Origin of the sequence: Acetobacterium sp. (assembly GCF_036508315.1) — a bacterium.
In the GTDB taxonomy this organism is placed as follows: domain Bacteria; phylum Bacillota; class Clostridia; order Eubacteriales; family Eubacteriaceae; genus Acetobacterium.
Genome location: NZ_DATCHP010000068.1, coordinates 30,462 through 49,439, shown reverse-complemented (window position 1 = coordinate 49,439; position 18,978 = coordinate 30,462). Strand labels below are relative to the sequence as shown.

The window sequence follows — 18,978 nt, the reverse complement described above, 5'->3', positions numbered from 1 at the left end:
AAAAATGAAATTTGGCGAATTAACTTACAATGATTACACTGAAAGAATAAAAGCGTTTCATGGAACAGTGGCCCCTGGTATTCTTCTCGGGGGATTTATGGTAAATCTGGCCCAAGAGAAACTTCCAGAAGGCGGTTTTTTTGATGTCATCTGTGAGACTAAAACCTGTTTGCCTGATGCAATACAGCTTCTCACACCCTGCTCTATAGGGAATGGGTGGTTAAGAGTATTGGATTTAGGTCGTTTTGCTGCAGTCTTTTATGATAAATACACAGGTTTAGGCTTGCGTATTTTTCTGGATCGATCAAAGCTTGAAGAATGGGAAGAAGTTAAAACCTGGTTTTTAAAATTGAAGCCCAAAAACCTGCAGGACTCTGAACTTCTTTTTGCACAGATAAAAGAAGCGGGAACGTCTTTATTTGCCATTGAGCCTGCAAAAGTTCATAAGAATTATTTGAAAAAAAAGAAAATGGGAAAAACAGTGATTTGTCCCATTTGTAATGAAACATATCCAGAGGCTCATGGAAGCATTTGCCGGGGGTGCGCTGAAGAGCTGCCCTATGATTTAATTCAATCGAATGAGGATTTAGAGAATAAGAAAATTCTTTTATTAAATAAAACGTCCGTTGAAGAATCTGTAGGCATGCACTTACTGCATGATGTTACACGGATCATCTATAAAAAAGAAAAAGGTGTTGCTTTTAAAAAAGGGCATGTCATCAGTGAAGAAAACATACAAATGTTGCGTGAACTGGGAAAAAATAATGTGTTCGTTGAAGAACATAATCCTTTTGTCAAAGGATATAAACACGAAAATGAAGTTGCTTTAGATTTTGCGCAGCACATGAGTGGACAGGGCATCTGTTTTAATAAGATTCCTAAAGAAGGACGAATTAATCTTTTAGCTGAAATTGATGGCATATTTGTTTCGGATGAAGAACAGCTAGAGCGATTTAATATCTCTTCAGGCGTTATATGCGCTTCCCTGCCAAATTATAATTGTGTTAAAAAAGGGGATATTGTTGGAGCAACCCGAGCTATTCCCTTATATATTTCAAATGAAGATTATCTAAAGGCCATGAATTGCCTGGAAAAAGAAACACTGTTTACCGTGCATCCACTGAGAAAAGCGAAGGTGGGGATTTTAGTAACTGGCACAGAGGTTTATGAAAATTTAATAGAAGACCGCTATACAGAAATCATTCAATCCAAGGTGGAAGCCTATGGATGTGAAGTCGTTTCAAAAGAAATGGTTCCTGATGATATTGATGCGATCAGCAGTAAAATTCATGACATGATCCATTCAGGGGCAGATATGATTATTACCACAGCAGGACTATCAGTGGATCCTGATGATATGACTTTAGAAGCCATTATAAAGGCAGGTGCAGAAGATTTGCTTTATGGAATACCGGTTTTACCGGGTTCTATGTTAGTCTGTGCGGAAATTGAGGATGTACAAATCATTGGGGTACCAGGTTGTGGCATTTACAATGATCGTTTTAGTTTTGATTTATTATTGCCACGCCTCTTAGCAAACATAAAGATTACAAGTAGAGATTTAGCACGTATGGGTAATGGTGGACTTTTCTACAATTAGAATGATGTTGATTTCAAGAGTTAATTAAGGATGTTAATAAATATGGAAGATATTATCTATGAAGAATATGAAGTTTTAGAAATAAGTAAAGAAGAAGAGAGTTACAAATTAAACGCAGTCACTAAAAAAGTGATCACAGAAATTTCTCTTAAAATTATCGTTAATGAAGAAGAACTTGTCTCTTTATTGTGCCTTAACCAGCGCCAGGAAGAACTGGCTCTTGGATTCCTGTATAGTGAAGGCGTCATTAACTCCTTCGCTGATGTGGAAGAGATTTCGTATAATGAAAGGATGTTGGCTGTCATTGTGACGTTGAAAGAAGGGATTCTCGTTAATCGACAGGAAAGCCTGAGAAGTATCACTTCAGGATGTGGCAAGTGTTTTACCTATATCAATCCTCTTAAACAAAATCAGTATTCCATTGTTGAAACGAACACAATCTATTCAGTGAAAACAATCTTGGATATGATGAAGGTTTTCATGAAAAAATCGAAAATATTCAAGGATATTGGAGGGGTGCACAGTGTTTTGTTTTATACACCCGATTATCAGGTTTTAAATGAAGATATTGGCAGACATAACTGTTTTGATAAAATAACAGGTATCCTATTAAAAGATGGGCAGCTTGATTTGGCATTAAACAGCGTGGTATATGTGAGTGGAAGAATTTCGTCAGAAATAATGACGAAGATTGTACGACTCGGAACACCGGTTCTGGTTTCAAGGTCCACACCGACTTCAGCCGCGGTACGACTTGCAAAACAGTATAATGTGACTTTATTAGGTTATGTCAGAGGCGATAGAGGATTTGTATATACGTGTCCCGAAAGATTGGAAATTTAATTGGATGATGAATAATTTCGGCAGAAACATAAGGATGAAACAAAGAGTTCTCTATTATAATGAAGAAAACTGTAAATAATTTTGGTGAACCGTTGCTTTTTTAAACCTTCTGGATGAATAGTAATATTATTCCGGAAGGTCTTTTTTTATAAAAAATGAAGTGATTAAGGAAAAAAAGTTATTGACAATACTACACGAAACATATTATCATATGAATATAGAGTTATATGATAATAATAATAGAAAGGAATACAATGGAAATTTTACAGGAACAGTTAAAAGCCAAAAAGGCAGCTATTTCTTATGCGGTGCTGACGGTAACTGAAACAGAAGGCACATCTCCTTGCAAGGTCGGCAAGAAAATGTTATTACTTGAAGACGGCAGGACTTTTGGGACGGTAGGCGGCGGTGAATTTGAACGCCAGGCACTTGAAGAGGCCAAACAGGCCATTAAACGCAGACAGAGCTTTTATAAACGATACACCCATATACCGACCTATGAAGACACAGGTTTGGGGTGCACCTTTAAAGTGAGTTTATTTGTGGATGTCGTCAGTCCCCGATTACAACTTGTGGTTTGTAACGCCGGACATGTAGGCAGTGCGGTGTTACGTCTGGCCAGGCTTCTTCATTTCGAAACGACACTTATTGACACCCGTTCACCCGATCTGATACAGGATAAAATAGAACTTGCGGATCGCTTTATCTCATGTGAGATCTTTGAAAAAGCCATCTTGGAAGCGGACATTCCTGATGAAGCTTATTATTTATGTTGCGCATCCACACATACTCAGGATAAATCCGCACTTAAAGGTGCAATGCAAAAGAGTTTCGGCTATGTAGGTATGCTTGGCAGCGTTAAAAAGACAAAGGATATTTACAAACAGCTCGAGGAAGAAAGCATCAGCAGGGATTTACTTGAGCAAGTCCACACCCCTGTCGGGTTGGATATCGGGGACATGTCACCTGAAGAGGTTGCTTTTTCCATACTGGCAGAGATGTTGATGATAAAAAATGGTGGCACGGGCAAACCTTGTAAAGATCGCAGAAATGAAGAAAAATAAACGTTTGATGATTAAACAATTAAACTTAACAAGCATAGAACCCAAGAATCCCTCTTTGTTTAAGGGGGTTCTTGGGTTGTTTTTGTAGAATATATTTAATAATCAACCTGAAATCGACAAGAAGAGGGAATTTTTTTACAGGCCCCGTCGTTTAATTTCTTCACTAACTTGATCGATGCATTTCTGCAGCCTCAAGCTTTCATCATTATATTCCGCCATTTCTTGAGCTACTTTGGAACTGGAAACATGCATGCCGGACTGCTTAAAAACAAATCTTTTTTCATTTTCACTATCTTCCAGGTCTTCCTTTAAACAGACTAATTTATTTTTGAGCTCTGCGTCATCTAATTTATCAAGTTCATCCATAATTTTATCTCCTTCTCATTCTTACTGTTCCGCTTTTTTTTCTATCATGAATCATTTCCCTAAGATCTCAGTTACATTTATGTTTGCGGCAACCGCCGCAGTTACATGATTTTTCAAGGCTATCACAAAGCCTGTAATTTCCACCTTCAATTCTAAGTACCCTACCATTCACTAGAGACTCTGCAAGTTTTTTTCTTGCATCATTATACATGCCCTGAACAGTTGTGCGCGCAATTTTCATTTGGCTGGCGCACTCTTCCTGGGTAAATCTTTCTAAGTCAATCAGTCGTATTGTTTCATATTCTTCGACGGTCATTGTTATTATTTCATTGTCTGAATTTGGTGCATTAAGTGGTCCAAACAAGTTGCTCTCTGGCAAGCAACAAACGTTTCTCCACTTTCTTGGTCGTGGCATAATTCATTCACCTCAATTTGGTATTAAAGTAACAGGGGCATTCCCCCAATACTATAAATTCGATTTATAAACTCTTAAACTGTTTGTCAATAAGATCAAGCTAATTTCAAGCTGCTCTTAATGGCATGTGCAGTACACCTTAATTAGTGATTGACATATATTATTTTGTTATAATTGTACTACATTTTAAACATATGTCAATAAAAATTTAGTATAAATTTAAAATTATGATTGAAATGGCAGGATTAAACATGGTAAAAGCCAGTTCAGAAAAGATACACCGATAATAGTATGCAATAACAAGCAGTTTAAAGATGAGGAAGAAGGCATCAAGCAGAGAATTGCCTGAGCAAGTCTATACCCTTGTTGGGTTGGATATCGGGGATATATCCCCTGAAGAAGTTGCTTTTTCCATACTGGCAGAGATGTTGATGATAAAAATGGCGGCACTGGCAAACCTTGTAAGGCGTGATAGGTTGTTGCAATTATCACAGACAAGTGTAGACGAAAATTATATAATGTGCCTATATTAACGTAATGATTGTTTGTTGATTAAAATAATTATATCTAAGGAGATATCATGGAATTAAGACGAATTTACATAGAACTCACAAATCGGTGCAACCTCGATTGCGAAATGTGTTTCCGACATACCTGGGATTCGATTGAAGGGGATATGGATTTAGAATTACTAAAGTCCATTCGTGAACAGATTAAAGAGTTTCCGTCACTTGAAGAAGTATTTTTTGGCGGCATTGGAGAGCCAACCGTATATCCGCATTTTAAAACGGCAGTTGATTTGTTTGAAGAGTATAAACTGTTAATAACCAGTAATGGTATTATGAGTGAAGAAAATGCCAAATTATTGTGCGACAAATTCGAGGAGGTTTATTTCTCAGCGGATCAGTATCATGAAGATACTCAGGGGGTAAAGGATCAACTCATTAAAACCTTTGAATGTTTTTCGGATTATCTCAAAAGAACCAGTTCAGCAACTCCAAAAGTAGGGGTGGCTTATGTTCTCACCAGAAGCAACTCAGAAGCGTTATTTGATATTCTGAAGATGATGCGTCATTACGATTTCTACCGTCTATCATTATCACATCTTTTGCCTATAACAGAAAAGGATAAAGATGACATATTCTATACCCGTTATGAAAATCCAGAAGGAAAAGCTTTTTTAGAAAGGATTTTTAAATACCGTGATATTAAAATTACAATTCCTGATATGGAGTTAAAAACTGAACGACGTTGTACCTTTATTGACAAGGGCTATATTTATATTGATTTTACCGGAGAGGTTATTTCCTGTTATCGGTTGGCAAATAACTATGATGAATATGTTTTTGGCGAGAAAAAAAGAGTTCTAAAACATTCATTTGGGAATATAAAAGAAAAAACCCTTAAAGAAATTATTGAAGGCCATGACTATCAAACCTTTTGGAATGCGGTTTATAATAATCAGTTTCCCTGTTGTATCGATTGTGATTTAAAAGAAGGATGCAGTCTGGCAGAGGATACAAAATACGATTGTTACTTTAATACACCATCTTGCGGGGATTGCTTGTGGTCTAGAAATTTAATTCGTTGCCCATAGCATTTATATTAGGATTTAAATCAGTACCCGATTGGGTGTGGGAGACCACCGCCAGCGGGTATTTTTTTATTAAATTAGCTTGACAACAATAAAGATAGGGTGTAATATAATCATATACTTATATGAGAATATGATTATATAAAAATAGTTCTTCCAAATAGGAAAGGAGCCGGCAATGAACCATTTAGTAAATATTTATAGAATCCTGTCAGATGAAACAAGACTTCGAATTATTATTCTGCTCGCTCAAAAGGAGCTATGTGTCTGTGAGCTGAGTCATATCTTAGCGGTTTCCCAGCCAACGGTATCAAAAAATCTATCAAAGTTAAGAGACATGAATTTAGTTACGACAGAAAGAAAAGAAAAGTTTATTTTTTACAAATTAAAAACCGAAAATGCCATTTTAGAACGTACCGTGAAAGGTATTTTAGACAACCTTGATGATTATCCTCAACTTATCATAGATAAGAATAAGTATGTGGATAATAAAAAAATCCAGGATCAATGCTGTATGAGCCGTAATGGACAAGAAAAGAAAATAATCTAAAAGACTTAAGGAACAGATCATATGTTTGTTTTTGAGTGAAAAATGTTTTTTAGTTAGATACTCATTTGATAACGATTCGCAGCAAATACATAGAAAATGGAGTTTGAAAAATGGAAAATAAAAATAAAATGATCATGGTGCTTGGATTAATGGCATTTTTGGCCAATGGCGATAATTATGCCGCCGCACCACTGATCATTAATATTGCAAATGATTTGAATCTAACAATCAGTGTGGCCGCCATGTCTGTTACAGCCTACATGCTTGCCTTTGGTGTGTTTACCTTAATTTTCGGGCCGCTTTCGGACCGATACGGGAAGGTAAAGATTATTAATATTGCGGCATTTGGAACAGCGGTCTTCAGTATGTTGGGTGCCTTTTCCTTTAACCTGCCATCTCTTATCTTCTTTAGAGCGATGAATGGTGCTTTTGGAGCCGGCATCTTCCCAGTAACTTTGGCCCTTGTGGGACAGAGTTTTGATAACGAAAATCGTCAGAAAGCCATTGCGAAAGTTATGGGTCTGATGTTTCTCGGGGGAGCAACCGCTACTGTTATCGGTGGTGCGATTGCCTATTTTGGTTCATGGCGATTGGTATATATGATCTATGGCGTTGCCGAACTGATTATTGCCATTGTCATGTTTAAAATTCTTGAACGGGATCAACCGGTGATTAATAAGCTTAACTTTATTAAAGCCTATAAGGAACCACTGACAAATTATCGATTTATGAGATTGGTCATCATCATTTTCTTTGTGGGATTCAGTGTCTTTGGCAGTTTCACCTATTCTGGAAAACTTCTTCAGGAAGTTACAGGCTATAACATTTTGATTGTAGGATTGATCCTATCTCTCTTTGGTGTCGGTACTGTTGTGGGAGGCCGGATCGCCCCGAAGATGAAAAAAATTCTCAGACATGGGTTTTTAGTTTCGGCCGGGGTCATTGGCGGGATCTCCCTTTTCGCCCTTTCAGCCTATCAGAATATATGGATCCTTTCCCTTGGGCTTTTAGGTTTTGGCATTGCTTTTATATTCCTCCAATCAACACTGATTACAGCAGCCCAGGAAAAACTCCCTAAAATGAGAGGTACTGCCATGTCCCTTGCATCTTTTAATATGTTCGTAGGAGGGGCTGTGGGCACGAGTGTGAACGCCGTGATTATACAAACCTATGGGGTTTCAACGATTTTTTACAATGCAGCCTATATTATCTTTATTGTCAGTATGCTGGCGGCAATATTCATTGCACGGTTTGAGATGCGGAAAAAACAAGGTTACTATGATGATTAAAATAGAAATGGGAGAAACGCAAAAGCTACTGAAGTGGCTTTTGCAAAGGTTGGTGAAGCGTAGTGTCTGAACATGATCATAAACACAATCATTCAGAAGCCGGACATACCCATGACGTTTCAAACTTATCAGGCAAAAAAATATTCTGGGTGACGGTGTTAAACGCAATTATTACCATAGCCGAAATCGTTGGAGGCATCCTTTCGGGAAGTCTGGCGTTATTATCCGATGCGGTCCACAACTTAAGCGATACAGTTGCCATTGGTTTATCCTATGTTGCAAACAGGATAGCCCAAAAGCCTAAGGATGCTAAAAAGACCTTCGGATATCAAAGGGCTGAGATTCTGGCAGCCTTTATCAACGCAACTGTATTATTGGTATTATCAACGGTGTTAATAGTAGAGGCGATTAAACGATGGCAGTCTCCTGAGAGCATTAATGGAACCTTAATGATCATCGTAGCGTCCATTGGGCTCGTTGCCAATTTTGTTTCCGTATTTTTGCTGGAAAAGGATTCCCATGAGAACTTAAATATAAAATCGAGTTATTTACATCTGCTGGGTGATACCGTGTCATCGGTTGGGGTTTTAGTTGGTGGGGTTGCTATTATGCTATGGGGAGTTGTTTGGATTGATCCACTCATAACCCTATTGATATCCCTCTATATTATCAAAGAAACCTGGCACGTCATCAGAAAAACGGTTGATATTTTAATGCAGTCATCGGCGCCTCTGGATTATGAGGCAATAAAAACAGGGATTGAAAAAATGGACAAGGTAAAAAACATTCATCATGTTCACTCTTGGATGACCAATGAGAAAACCATCTATTTTGAGGCCCATGTTGATATGGAAGATATGCAACTATCCGAGGCAGAAAAAGTGAATGAAAAAATAGAAGATTACTTAAAGGAGAATCACGGGATCAGTCATGTAACACTTCAAGCAGAAGTTGATAGATGCAGTGATAAGAAGATGTTTAAAATTTAAAAGATAATATTAGGATTATAAAAAGAAAGGAATTTTCAAATATGAGTCTGCAAGAAAAAACAATTGAATTGGTGGCTATTGGTGCTGCGATAGGAGGAAATTGTATCCCCTGCTTGGAGTGGCATTATAAAAGATGCATCGAACTAGGTATACCTAAGGAAGAAATTCAGGAAGCTATTGATATGGCTAAAAAAGTAAAAGAAGTGCCAATTAAAAAAATATACGAAGTAGCAGAAAAGTTGATTAGTAAAGCTTGAGACCAATATTTCCAATATGGAATAGTAATCTTATTATTATACTTGACTCAATATTATCATAGAAGTATAATGATATTATCCATAAGGAAATAGTTATATAATGAAATGATGAGGTGAGAAAATGAGTCAAGAATTACCAGGTTTTATTATGTGTGTGTGTACGGGAAAATGCCCGGGATTTCAAGCCATGGACATTTGGGATTTCATTAATCAGGTTCGGATCGAATTGCCGGTAGAGTATGCGATCATTCATCCACAGTTATGCGAAGAAGATGGGGATCGCTTCCTGGCAGATTTCTTAAAAGCTCACAGAAAAGTGATTATTGGTGCCTGTGCTCCAAATATGCAGCGCAAAATGTTTAAGGAGGCTTTTAAAGAAGCCGGGCTTAACGTCGAAACCGATGCAGTGATGTTGGATATACGGGATATGACCAATGAACAAGCTTTTGAAGTGGTGGAAAAAAAATTAGAAGAAATGGGATATGAGGTATAGATATGAGTGAATCAACTTTTATGGGAGTGGAACGGGATCGTATCGATTGGTCTCCCAGAATCGATTATTCGAAATGCAACGATTGTATGGATTGTGTTAAGTTTTGTCCCCATAAGGTTTTTGAAGTCAATGAAGATGAGACACCAAAACTGAAGGTCAAAAACCCAAATAATTGCGTCGTTTTTTGCAGAGCCTGCGGAAAGACCTGTGGGTTGGATGCAATTAGCTTTCCGGATAAACCGGAAACCACTCGGCTGATTAAAGCAATACGAAAAGCCGATAAGGAGGCAGCATCCCATGAGTAAAACAGTATGTGTGTTACCGTGTAATGGTTTGGACAAATGCGCAGGGGACATATCAAGACGCGTGGCTTTAAAACTCACAGAGTCCGAAGGGGTTGAACTCATCTGCCCGGTACTGCTCAATCAAAATAAAACCCGTTATGACAAAGTTTTGGAGGAGGGGTTTCTTTCTGTCATTGATGGCTGTAATACCCGATGTGCCAGTAAATTAGCAGGCAGTTTGGAGATTCCCATTAAAGAAAAAGTCAATGTGAGCGAAGTGGCAAAAGCTCAGAATATTAAACTGGGGGCGGCAATCCGGGAAGACGAAGAAACCGATGCTCTGGTACAAGCTTTGTTGGAGAAAATGAGTGGTTCAGAAGAAAAACAGGCTGAATCCGAGTTTGTCGTCCCTGAATCAGTAAACTATGATTCATTTACCCATGACAAGTTTATTTTCAAAGTCCCTAAGTCAGGCTATTATTTCAATGAAAATGACTGTTGGGTTTCCATTTCCGGAGATGTTGCCAGGATAGGCGTGACGGATTTTGTTCAGCAAAATCTTTCCGATATTCTTTTTGCTGATCTACCGGAAATCGGGCTTGCCGTTGAACAATTTGATGATCTTGGAAGCATTGAATCCGGTAAAACTGTTTTTGAAATTGTTTCCCCGGTATCAGGAACTGTCACTGCCGTCAACAAGGCTTTAGAGAATGCACCTGAGCTGATCAACGAAAGTCCCTATGAAATGGGTTGGCTGGTTGAACTTAAACTGAGTAATTTTGAAGAAGATAAAGAATTGCTCCTTGGGTTTGAGGCCTATTTTGAAGTGATGAAAAGAAAGGTAGCAGAAACTAATGTCTAAGATTAAAGTGATTCCTTGCAGCGGCATTGGAAAAGTATTTGGTTTATTGGCAAGAGAATCGGTTTTAATGGTAACCCAGGAAAAATGTCCCAATGAAACGGAAACACTCTGTTTGGCCCATGTTGTCACAGGAGATGATGAAGTGGTGGCCAAAATAAAAGGTGCAAGATGTATTACCATGGATGGTTGTTCTAAGTATTGTGCAAAAAAAAGTGTGGAAGCAGCCGGGGGTGAGGTGGAACATAGCTATAAGGTTCCGGATTACATCAAACCACATCGCGGAGAAGATCACGGCACCGGAACTTATCTCACGGAAGACGGATGGAAATTTGTTGATGAATTGGCTGGGATCATGGCCAAAACTGTGAATGAAATGCAAGAAGAGGTGAAATAACATGGCCGATAAAAGAATTGGTGTTGTTGGGTGCAGTGGGGAAGAATGTTTAGGTGGGACCATTTCCCGTTTAGTTGTCCGTAAAATGTTAGAGGAGCTTCGCCCGGGAATTACAACCTCATTGTGTTTACCTCTGTTTATCGCAGGGGGTGAAGAAGAAAGACGATTTGCCGATAAATACCCTACCATTGCCATTGATGGCTGTTCAAAATGCTGTGCGAAACGCGCCATCGAAAAATTCAGCAATAAAGTTGCCGGCAGTATTGATATATGTCAAATTATAGGTGAAGAAGCCGCCATGGATAAACCATTGTCTACCCGAAATCTCACCGACAAACATTTGGAATATGTAAAACAAGTTTCAGATAAAACCTGTGAAATTTTCGATGGGCTTGTATAAAAATAATTGTAATAAAAGAGACATCAATTCGAAAGAATTGATGTCTCTTTTGGTAGACTAAGTAATTTAATAAATGGTTATCGTTAAAACTTATCCCGTAAACTCAGATGGATCCTCAAAACTCCAATCCAGAACCTTTAGAGTTAGTGGAAAAAATGAAAAAAAACAAAGATTGGCCCTGCTTTGTTTAGTTTTTAGAAGATATTTTTTTTATAATGACATTTAAACTAACGTATGATCAAAAAACGAACGATTGATCAAAAAACGAACATAATTTAAAAGAAAAACGATCAAAAAACGAACATGACAAAGAATTTTTGTTTCAAGAATGTGAAAAATAGGCAATTTTCATGTTGGCATGAACCTTGCTATATATGTAAGTATAGGTGAAAAGTTCTATGGGAGGACAAAACCTATATTGCTCAGTGTTTTGATGATTTGATACACGAAAGAGCAGACCCCTATTAAGCTCCCATGGATATCAAAATAATTTAATCGAAGGAGAATGTGTATGTTAAAGAAAACGCTATTTTTAAATGGTGTGGAACAAACTGTTATTGCCGATCCAGAAACTACTCTGGCCAAAGTAATAAGAAATCAACTTGGTTTACTGGGTACAAAGGTTGGCTGTAATAAAGGCGAATGTGGGACTTGCTCTATTATTATGAATGGCAAGGTCGTAAGATCATGTATTCAGAAATTTAAACGAGTTCCTGATAATGCTAAAATTACAACGATTGAAGGCGTTGGATGTGAAGAAGATCTTCATCCTCTTCAATTAGCATGGATGATACACGGAGCCGCTCAATGTGGTTTTTGTACACCAGGCTTTATCATGTCAGCAAAAGGTTTGCTTGATGAAAATGCTAGTCCTACCCGTGTAGAAGTTAGAGACTGGTTCCAGAAACATCGTAATCTATGTCGTTGTACCGGCTATGTTCCGATAGTTGATGCCGTCATGACTGCAGCACGTTTAATGCGTAAAGAAATTACCGTAAAAGATGTATGGTTTGACTTAAAAGAAGGCGATTCAATGTTGGGAACAGAAATGATTCGTCCAACTGCTGTTGCAAAAGTAACAGGGACCTGGGAATTCGGAGCTGATTTAGGCTTAAAATTACCAGAAGATACCTTACATATTAAATTAGTTCAGGCAGATGTTTCACATGCAAACATTATTTCCGTTGATACCGCAGAAGCTGAAAAAATGGATGGCGTTTTCAAGGTTATTACTGCGAAAGACGTTCCCGGAACTAACCGTATTAATGGTTTAGCTTTCCCACAGAATAAGGGAGATGGACTGGAACGTCCTATCTTAAATGATAAAAAAGTATTCCAGTTTGGTGATGCAATAGCTATGGTTTTGGCTGATACAGCAGAACAGGCTGAAGCAGCAGCGAAAAAAGTTGTTGTTAAATTGGAAGTATTGCCAGCTTATATGAGTGCACCTGCAGCCATGGCTGACGATGCTATTGAAATTCATCCAGGAACACCAAATATTTACTTTGAAACATTTAATGTTAAAGGCGAAGAAACAGCACCTATCTTGAAAAAATTACCTTATGTAATGGAAGATGATTTCTATGTCGGCAGACAACCGCATTTACCATTAGAACCAGACGTTGGATTTGCATACATGGATGAAGACGATAATTTAATGGTTCATTCTAAGAGTATTGCGCTTCATTTCCACCAGTTAATGACTGCAGAAGGCATCGGCGTTCCAGCAGACAAATACTTTATTGTTCAGAATCCAACAGGAGCAACTTTCGGTTATAAATTTAGTCCAACCATTGAAGGTTTACTGGGTGTTGCGGCATTTATAACAAAAAGACCTGTATACTTAGAATTCAATATGTTCCAACAGATTACCTATACCGGAAAACGTTCACCATTCTGGGTTCACTTAAAAATGGGCTTAGATGACAAGGGCATGATTCAAGCCATCGAATCAGATTGGTCAGTGGATCATGGTCCATATTGCGAATTTGGAGATTTAGTTACAACCCGTGGGACACAATTTATCGGTGCTGGTTACAACATTCCAAATATTCGTGGCGTCGGCCGAACGGTTGCCACCAATCATGGTTGGGGCTCAGCATTTAGAGGTTACGGTTCACCACAAAGCTTATTTGCTTCTGAAACACTCCTTGATATGTTAGCAGAAAAAGCCGGAATAGATCCATTAGAAATCAGATATAACAATGCTTATCGTGAAGGTTCTACCACACCTACCGGTTGTGCACCTGATGTTATCTGTTTGCCAGAGGCATATGATACAATGAGACCTTTATATAAAGCAGCCAAAGCAGCAGCTGAAGCTAAAAATAAAAAAGGCGGAGATATCAAATATGGCGTTGGCCTTTCAACAAACGTTTATGGTTGTGGTCTTGATGGCCCAGATTCATCAGAAGCGTGGGTTGATATCACTCCAGAAGGCGTAACTGTTGGAAATTCATGGGAAGATCATGGCCAGGGGGCTGACATGGGATCATTAACCATCGCCTATGAAACCTTACGACCAATGGGAATCAAACCAGAACAAATTAAACTGGTAATGAATAACATGCAATTAACACCTAACAGCGGACCAGCCGGCGGTAGTCGATCAAATGTTGTTACTGGTAATGCTATTAAAGTCAGCTGTCAGAATTTACTGGCATCTTTGAAAAAAGCTGATGGTACTTACCGAACCTATGATGAAGTAGTTGCTGAAAAATTACCTCTTCGCTATGAAGGAAAATGGTCAGCACCTAAAAATGCTGCACCAAATGAAACAGGCCAGTCAGATCCTTTCTCAACCTATATGTACGGTGTGCTTTTAGCCGAAGTATCTGTTGACACAACAACAGGGAAACCTCATACTGAAAAATTGACCTATGTAGCCGATAACGGTGTCATTGTTAATAAATTAGTTGTTGATGGTCAGTTATACGGTGGATTAGCACAGGGTATTGGTTTAGCATTAACCGAAGACTTTGAAGATTTAACAAAACATACATCTTTAGTTGGTTGTGGGATTCCACAGGTTAGAGACGTACCAGATGAAATAGTTCTTATTCAGATGGAAACACCAAGACCATTGGGACCATTTGGAGCTTCTGGTTGTGGAGAAGGTGTATTATCTGCACCTCATGCAGCCATTGCAAATGCTATTTACAATGCTTGTGGTGTACGTATCAAACATTTACCAGCATATCCAGAAAAAGTATTAGCAGGATTAAAAGCATTAAAATAATATTTAGTGTTAATGGATTAAGAGCATTAAGTCAATAGAATAATATTTAATGTTAAGGGAATTGGAAGCATTTTAGCTTCCAATTCCTATTTTTATAAGAGGGTAAGACAATTGATTCAGAAAAGTACTTACTAACCGGGAAACCATATATGGATTAAGTATTTATTGAAAAGTCCTTAGCTTGTGGTAAAATATCCGAAGGTAAAAAAGGATTATTGAATAAATATTTAATTGAGCCGTTAGAATACGGAGATAAGAAAAAGATTAAACTGAGGCCAGCCCTTAATAAATTATAAAATGAAGGAAGAGTGCAATGAGTAATTTGCTGTTAGCTATTAATAAGTCTTATGAAAATAACGAAAATTTTGTAATCGCCACAACTTTAGAAAAGAGTGGTTCAACTCCCCAAAATGAAGGGGCTAAAATGTTGATCAAACAGGATCTTTCCATTGTCGGTACCATTGGAGGGGGTTTGGTTGAAGCATTGACCATCCAGGCTGCGGCAAAGGTTTTTACCCAGAAGACATTTCGCATTGAAAAACTGGTTCTTTCCGATCAGTATAAAGGAAGCCTGGGTATGGTTTGTGGTGAAAATTTAAACATACTCTTAGAATATATGGATTATAATGATAAAAACAGGATGAAATTATTTGAGGAAATGACAATGCTTCAAAAAAATAAAACTGATTTTGTCATTATTACCAGAATACCCAAAGAAGAAAATAAAATCATGCATTTAGAAAAATGGATCTGTACGGAAACCGGTCTCTATGGTTTGGAAAGCGATGAAATTTTAGGAATTATAAAAGGGATAAAAGAAAATTTTGATGCCATAAAATACAAAGAACCTTTTTTGGAAAAGAACCAGTATTTTATAGAGCCATTTTTTAATAATGAAAATGTATATATTCTCGGCGCTGGTCATGTTGGTAAAGTATTGGCAGAGTTTTGTAAAATATTAGGTTTTTATGTTGTGGTCGTTGATGACCGCGAAGAGTTTGCAAATCCGGAACGATTTAAGACATCAAATGAAATAGTCGTGATTCCATCCTTTGAATGTTTAACGGATTATGTCAGAATAAACGAATATTCCTATGTTATTATTGTCACCAGAGGACATAGCTATGATAAAGAAGTGTTGGCGCAAATGCTGTTAACAGAGGCCCAGTACATTGGTATGATCGGAGGCAAGAGTAAGTGGAATCAGATGCAGCAAAGTCTTTTGGAAGAAGGCTTCACTCCGGGAGATCTCAAAAGAATTCATAGCCCTATTGGTTTACCAATTCACGGAAAAACAACCGAAGAGATAGCAATCAGTATTGTGGCTGAAATGATACAGGTTCGCAGAGAACCTAAGATTGACAAAATCGCTGAAGCTGAAAAGGAAAATGAATAATGGATATTCATAGCTATCTCAGACTTATTAAAAGTTCACAGGAACGATGCCACCAAATGGGGATCAAAAAGGATCAAATTTACAGCAAAAAAATGATTGATCAGTCCGAATTGCAAGTCAAATTTTCACAAAACAGAGATATGATTTTAACTGCTTCTACGTTTATGGAGCATTTAATTAAAATAGTAAAGGGTAAAAACTTTTTTGTATTACTGACAGATAAAGAAGGGTGCATTTTAAATGCCATCGGGGATGAAAAAATTTTATCAGAGGCCTTTGAGTTAAAAATGGTTCCAGGAGCCTATATGAATGAGGAATGCATTGGGACCAATGCCATGTCCTATGTCATCAAAGAAGGCGAACCTGTCCAACTGTCAGGGGAAGAACATTACATCAAATCCTATCATCGGTGGACATGCTCCGGCGCCCCAATCAATGATGCCAATGGAAATCTTATTGGCGTTTTAGATTTAACCGGGTATACTGAATTTGTACATCCTCATACTTTAGGAATGGTGATTGCAGCTTCTAATGCCATTGAAGAGATGTTAAAGGTAAAAGAATACAATCGCCTTCAAAACATGACCAATAAGCATATTAAAACCATTTTTAACTCAATGCCAGTGGCCATTCTTACCTCTGATTTAGAGGGAAAGATTAAACTTCATAATCAAAAAGCCATGGAATTGTTTGGTAATAAATATAAACAACTCATTGATCGGGAGATGAATGATCTTATTAACGGGTGGGATGACATAAAAGAAGCCATCCATTCAGAAAAAAATATTTCTCGTATCATTGATATTAAAGCCTTAAGGAATCGGTTCCCCTGTCATTTGACGGCGAGTCCTATTTATAATCCCCAGGATGATAGCATCGAAATCGTTTATGTTTTCGAAGAAAAAAAATCAAAAAAAAGAGAAGGCATCTTTCAGCCCTATTATACATTCGATAAGATTATCGGCGAAGAAGAAAAGATTACCACCGCCATAGATTATGCAAAAAAAATAGCTGATAGTCGATCGACCATACTTATTTCAGGTGATAGCGGATGTGGAAAGGAAATGTTTGCACAGTCTATCCACAATTACAGCAAGCGGATGGATGAACCATTTATTGCGTTAAACTGCGGCGCTATCCCCCCTCAATTAATTGAATCCGAATTGTTTGGATACGAGGAAGGCGCTTATACCGGTGCCAAAAAAGGTGGAAATATTGGGAAATTCGAATTGGCTAATAATGGCACAATCATGTTGGATGAAATCGGTGAAATGCCATTGGATATGCAAATACGGTTGTTAAGAGTATTACAGGAAAATACCATTACCCGGATTGGCAGTCCGAATATCATTCGAATTGATGTGAGAATAATTGCAGCGACTAACAAAGATTTAAAAAAGGAAGTTGAGTTGGGAAGATTCCGGAAGGATTTGTTTTATCGATTAAACGTGTTGCCTTTGTATCTGCCACCGCTAAAGGAACGCAATAGCGATATTCTGCTTTTATTCAGATATTTCATGAAAAATATCTCAGAGAAATGCGGAAAAGAAGTGGTGAAAATTTCCGAAGAGGCCAGGACACTGTTAACAAATTATGACTGGCCGGGAAATGTCAGAGAACTTGAAAATGTCGTCGAACTCATCGTCAATACAGAATCTTTTCCAATGACTTATTTTACACAAGATACCAGATTGGGGGAAAAAATTCTGCCCATTGGCGAACAAAGTACAGACTCAAGTGATTTATTGGTTGATGAAAATGATGAATTTTCTGAGATCGATTTTACAAAGCTGGACATGACAACGGTTGAAAAAGAGCATTTAACCAAAGTTTTAAAACTATTTGAGGGAAACATTACCCAGTCAGCCCAGGCCTTAGGGATGCAAAGAAATACTTTGTATAATAAAATAAAAAAGCATCACATCGAAATGTGATGCGAAGAGTGTTGACAAACCTCTTTCCGGACATTTAATTGATCGTTGTGTGCTGCATGATCGTACAGGCTACGCCTGTTCGCCATGATGCACACAACATGATGCAATAAAAATCCGGAAAGAGGCTTGTCTAATTACTTTGTTTACAGTCTAAGTATCACATATAAATGTGATACACTGGTTGTTGTCAAACCCCAAGTTTAAGGACACTATTTAATTTTGTTTTCTGCTCGTTCTCTTCTGACTTCTTTAAACTGGAAATTGATTTTTTCAAAAACGTCATCATATTTAGTTGCAAGTTCTTCCGGTGTAAGTTCAGTGAGATCCTGAGCTCCAAGATAAAGCATTGTCAGAGCGGATACACGGTTGTTCGGAAAAGTATTTAAATTAACGGCTGCCATTGATAAGTCCTTCTTTCTTTTATAATACCCTTATTATATCAGAAGCATAGAAAAAAACAAAATCAACTCAATCATTCAAAATAAAATATTTTTCTATGAATATGGAATGAAGTTATATATAATAATCACAAATTAAATATAAGGAGTCAAAGATGGAAAAACAGGTGGAAATTTACAATGCATTTGGAAAAGATAAGCCCAAGGTCGAACAGCCATTGTATCATATGAATTGTGCTGAGGTACTCCTTCGAGCCGCTAATGACAAGTATCATCTAAATCTGAATGAAGAAAGCTTTCGGATGCTCCAGGGATTTGGTGCGGGTTTTTATTCTGAACGGACTTGTGGCGCATTTTCTGGTTCGTTGGCTGCTCTTGGGGTATTATATACAGAGGAGCGTCCATCAGATCAGGCAAAAATGACCAGAGCGGCCAAACTGCTGGTCAAAGAATTTGAGGAAGAGTTTGGCAGCCTGAATTGTGATTATATTAAAGCGCACTGCAAAGATCCTGTGTCTGGTTGCAATCCTGTAAAAATCCGTGCTGCAAAAGTCTTTAACCGAGTGGTGGAAGCCATGGAAAACGAAAAATAAATTTAATGGAGGTTTGGAC

Annotated in this window: 21 protein-coding genes; 18 read left to right on the top strand and 3 right to left on the bottom strand. The window is 37.8% G+C overall.

The annotated features are described in order from the left end of the window. Positions 1–4 precede the first annotated feature (4 nt). The 3 genes from VIK44_RS08900 to VIK44_RS08890 all read left to right on the top strand — a co-directional run bounded on the left by VIK44_RS08900 (position 5) and on the right by VIK44_RS08890 (position 3,507). Positions 5–1,600, top strand: coding sequence for an FmdE family protein (locus VIK44_RS08900; protein WP_331553530.1), 1,596 nt, complete (start codon positions 5–7; stop codon positions 1,598–1,600). Between the two features lie 42 nt (positions 1,601–1,642). Continuing rightward, the gene (gene fdhD / locus VIK44_RS08895) at positions 1,643–2,443 is read left to right on the top strand and encodes a formate dehydrogenase accessory sulfurtransferase FdhD (RefSeq protein ID WP_331553529.1); all 801 of its coding nucleotides are present in this window, start codon (positions 1,643–1,645) and stop codon (positions 2,441–2,443) included. A gap of 254 nt (positions 2,444–2,697) precedes the next feature. After that, complete coding sequence (locus VIK44_RS08890; protein WP_331553528.1) at positions 2,698–3,507, top strand: XdhC family protein; 810 nt, start codon at positions 2,698–2,700, stop codon at positions 3,505–3,507. Positions 3,508–3,642: 135 nt separating this feature from the next. On the opposite strand, the gene VIK44_RS08885 is transcribed toward VIK44_RS08890, so the two are convergent. Next, positions 3,643–3,873: a hypothetical protein gene (locus tag VIK44_RS08885; protein ID WP_331553527.1), complete on the bottom strand. Its 231-nt coding sequence runs from the start codon at positions 3,871–3,873 to the stop codon at positions 3,643–3,645. Positions 3,874–3,940: 67 nt separating this feature from the next. Beyond that, the gene (locus VIK44_RS08880; RefSeq protein ID WP_331553525.1) at positions 3,941–4,288 is read right to left on the bottom strand and encodes a DUF134 domain-containing protein; all 348 of its coding nucleotides are present in this window, start codon (positions 4,286–4,288) and stop codon (positions 3,941–3,943) included. 314 nt (positions 4,289–4,602) lie between these two features. On the opposite strand from VIK44_RS08880, the gene VIK44_RS08875 reads away from it, so the two are divergent. The 14 genes from VIK44_RS08875 to VIK44_RS08810 all read left to right on the top strand — a co-directional run bounded on the left by VIK44_RS08875 (position 4,603) and on the right by VIK44_RS08810 (position 17,968). Then, positions 4,603–4,821, top strand: a complete 219-nt coding sequence (locus tag VIK44_RS08875) for a hypothetical protein (protein ID WP_331553524.1) — start codon at positions 4,603–4,605, stop codon at positions 4,819–4,821. 47 nt (positions 4,822–4,868) lie between these two features. After that, complete coding sequence (locus VIK44_RS08870; protein WP_331553523.1) at positions 4,869–5,885, top strand: radical SAM protein; 1,017 nt, start codon at positions 4,869–4,871, stop codon at positions 5,883–5,885. A gap of 175 nt (positions 5,886–6,060) precedes the next feature. Then, positions 6,061–6,432: a metalloregulator ArsR/SmtB family transcription factor gene (locus VIK44_RS08865; RefSeq protein WP_331553522.1), complete on the top strand. Its 372-nt coding sequence runs from the start codon at positions 6,061–6,063 to the stop codon at positions 6,430–6,432. A gap of 110 nt (positions 6,433–6,542) precedes the next feature. Then, a complete protein-coding gene (locus tag VIK44_RS08860; protein ID WP_331553521.1) occupies positions 6,543–7,721 on the top strand; it encodes an MFS transporter in 1,179 nt (392 codons plus the stop codon). 62 nt (positions 7,722–7,783) lie between these two features. Continuing rightward, positions 7,784–8,710 (top strand): cation diffusion facilitator family transporter, encoded by a 927-nt coding sequence (locus VIK44_RS08855; RefSeq protein ID WP_331553520.1) that lies wholly within the window; start codon positions 7,784–7,786, stop codon positions 8,708–8,710. A 41-nt stretch (positions 8,711–8,751) separates the two neighbouring features. Further along, positions 8,752–8,967: a carboxymuconolactone decarboxylase family protein gene (locus tag VIK44_RS08850; RefSeq protein WP_331553519.1), complete on the top strand. Its 216-nt coding sequence runs from the start codon at positions 8,752–8,754 to the stop codon at positions 8,965–8,967. Between the two features lie 121 nt (positions 8,968–9,088). Then, positions 9,089–9,460: a hypothetical protein gene (locus tag VIK44_RS08845; protein WP_331553518.1), complete on the top strand. Its 372-nt coding sequence runs from the start codon at positions 9,089–9,091 to the stop codon at positions 9,458–9,460. A 2-nt stretch (positions 9,461–9,462) separates the two neighbouring features. Beyond that, on the top strand, positions 9,463–9,765 hold the full coding sequence (locus VIK44_RS08840; protein WP_331553516.1) for a ferredoxin family protein: 303 nt from the start codon (positions 9,463–9,465) through the stop codon (positions 9,763–9,765). Next, positions 9,758–10,606 (top strand): glycine cleavage system protein GcvH, encoded by an 849-nt coding sequence (gene gcvH / locus VIK44_RS08835; protein ID WP_331553515.1) that lies wholly within the window; start codon positions 9,758–9,760, stop codon positions 10,604–10,606. Before VIK44_RS08840 ends, gcvH begins: the two co-directional genes overlap by 8 nt. Then, positions 10,599–11,000 (top strand): putative zinc-binding protein, encoded by a 402-nt coding sequence (locus tag VIK44_RS08830; RefSeq protein ID WP_331553514.1) that lies wholly within the window; start codon positions 10,599–10,601, stop codon positions 10,998–11,000. The genes gcvH and VIK44_RS08830 overlap by 8 nt, the downstream gene beginning before the upstream one ends. 1 nt (position 11,001) lies before the next feature. Then, complete coding sequence (locus tag VIK44_RS08825) at positions 11,002–11,400, top strand: putative zinc-binding protein (RefSeq protein ID WP_331553513.1); 399 nt, start codon at positions 11,002–11,004, stop codon at positions 11,398–11,400. 511 nt (positions 11,401–11,911) lie between these two features. Beyond that, complete coding sequence (locus VIK44_RS08820; protein ID WP_331553511.1) at positions 11,912–14,638, top strand: molybdopterin-dependent aldehyde oxidoreductase; 2,727 nt, start codon at positions 11,912–11,914, stop codon at positions 14,636–14,638. Positions 14,639–14,951: 313 nt separating this feature from the next. Further along, positions 14,952–16,034, top strand: a complete 1,083-nt coding sequence (locus VIK44_RS08815) for an XdhC family aldehyde oxidoreductase maturation factor (protein ID WP_331553510.1) — start codon at positions 14,952–14,954, stop codon at positions 16,032–16,034. Then, the gene (locus tag VIK44_RS08810) at positions 16,034–17,968 is read left to right on the top strand and encodes a sigma-54-dependent Fis family transcriptional regulator (protein WP_331553509.1); all 1,935 of its coding nucleotides are present in this window, start codon (positions 16,034–16,036) and stop codon (positions 17,966–17,968) included. The genes VIK44_RS08815 and VIK44_RS08810 overlap by 1 nt, the downstream gene beginning before the upstream one ends. A gap of 209 nt (positions 17,969–18,177) precedes the next feature. Here VIK44_RS08810 and VIK44_RS08805 read toward each other — a convergent pair whose 3' ends face one another. Further along, positions 18,178–18,369, bottom strand: coding sequence for a hypothetical protein (locus VIK44_RS08805; protein WP_331553508.1), 192 nt, complete (start codon positions 18,367–18,369; stop codon positions 18,178–18,180). Between the two features lie 152 nt (positions 18,370–18,521). Between VIK44_RS08805 and VIK44_RS08800 the strand changes: the two genes are divergently transcribed. Next, positions 18,522–18,959 (top strand): C-GCAxxG-C-C family protein, encoded by a 438-nt coding sequence (locus VIK44_RS08800; protein ID WP_331553507.1) that lies wholly within the window; start codon positions 18,522–18,524, stop codon positions 18,957–18,959. The last annotated feature ends 19 nt before the right edge of the window (positions 18,960–18,978 follow it).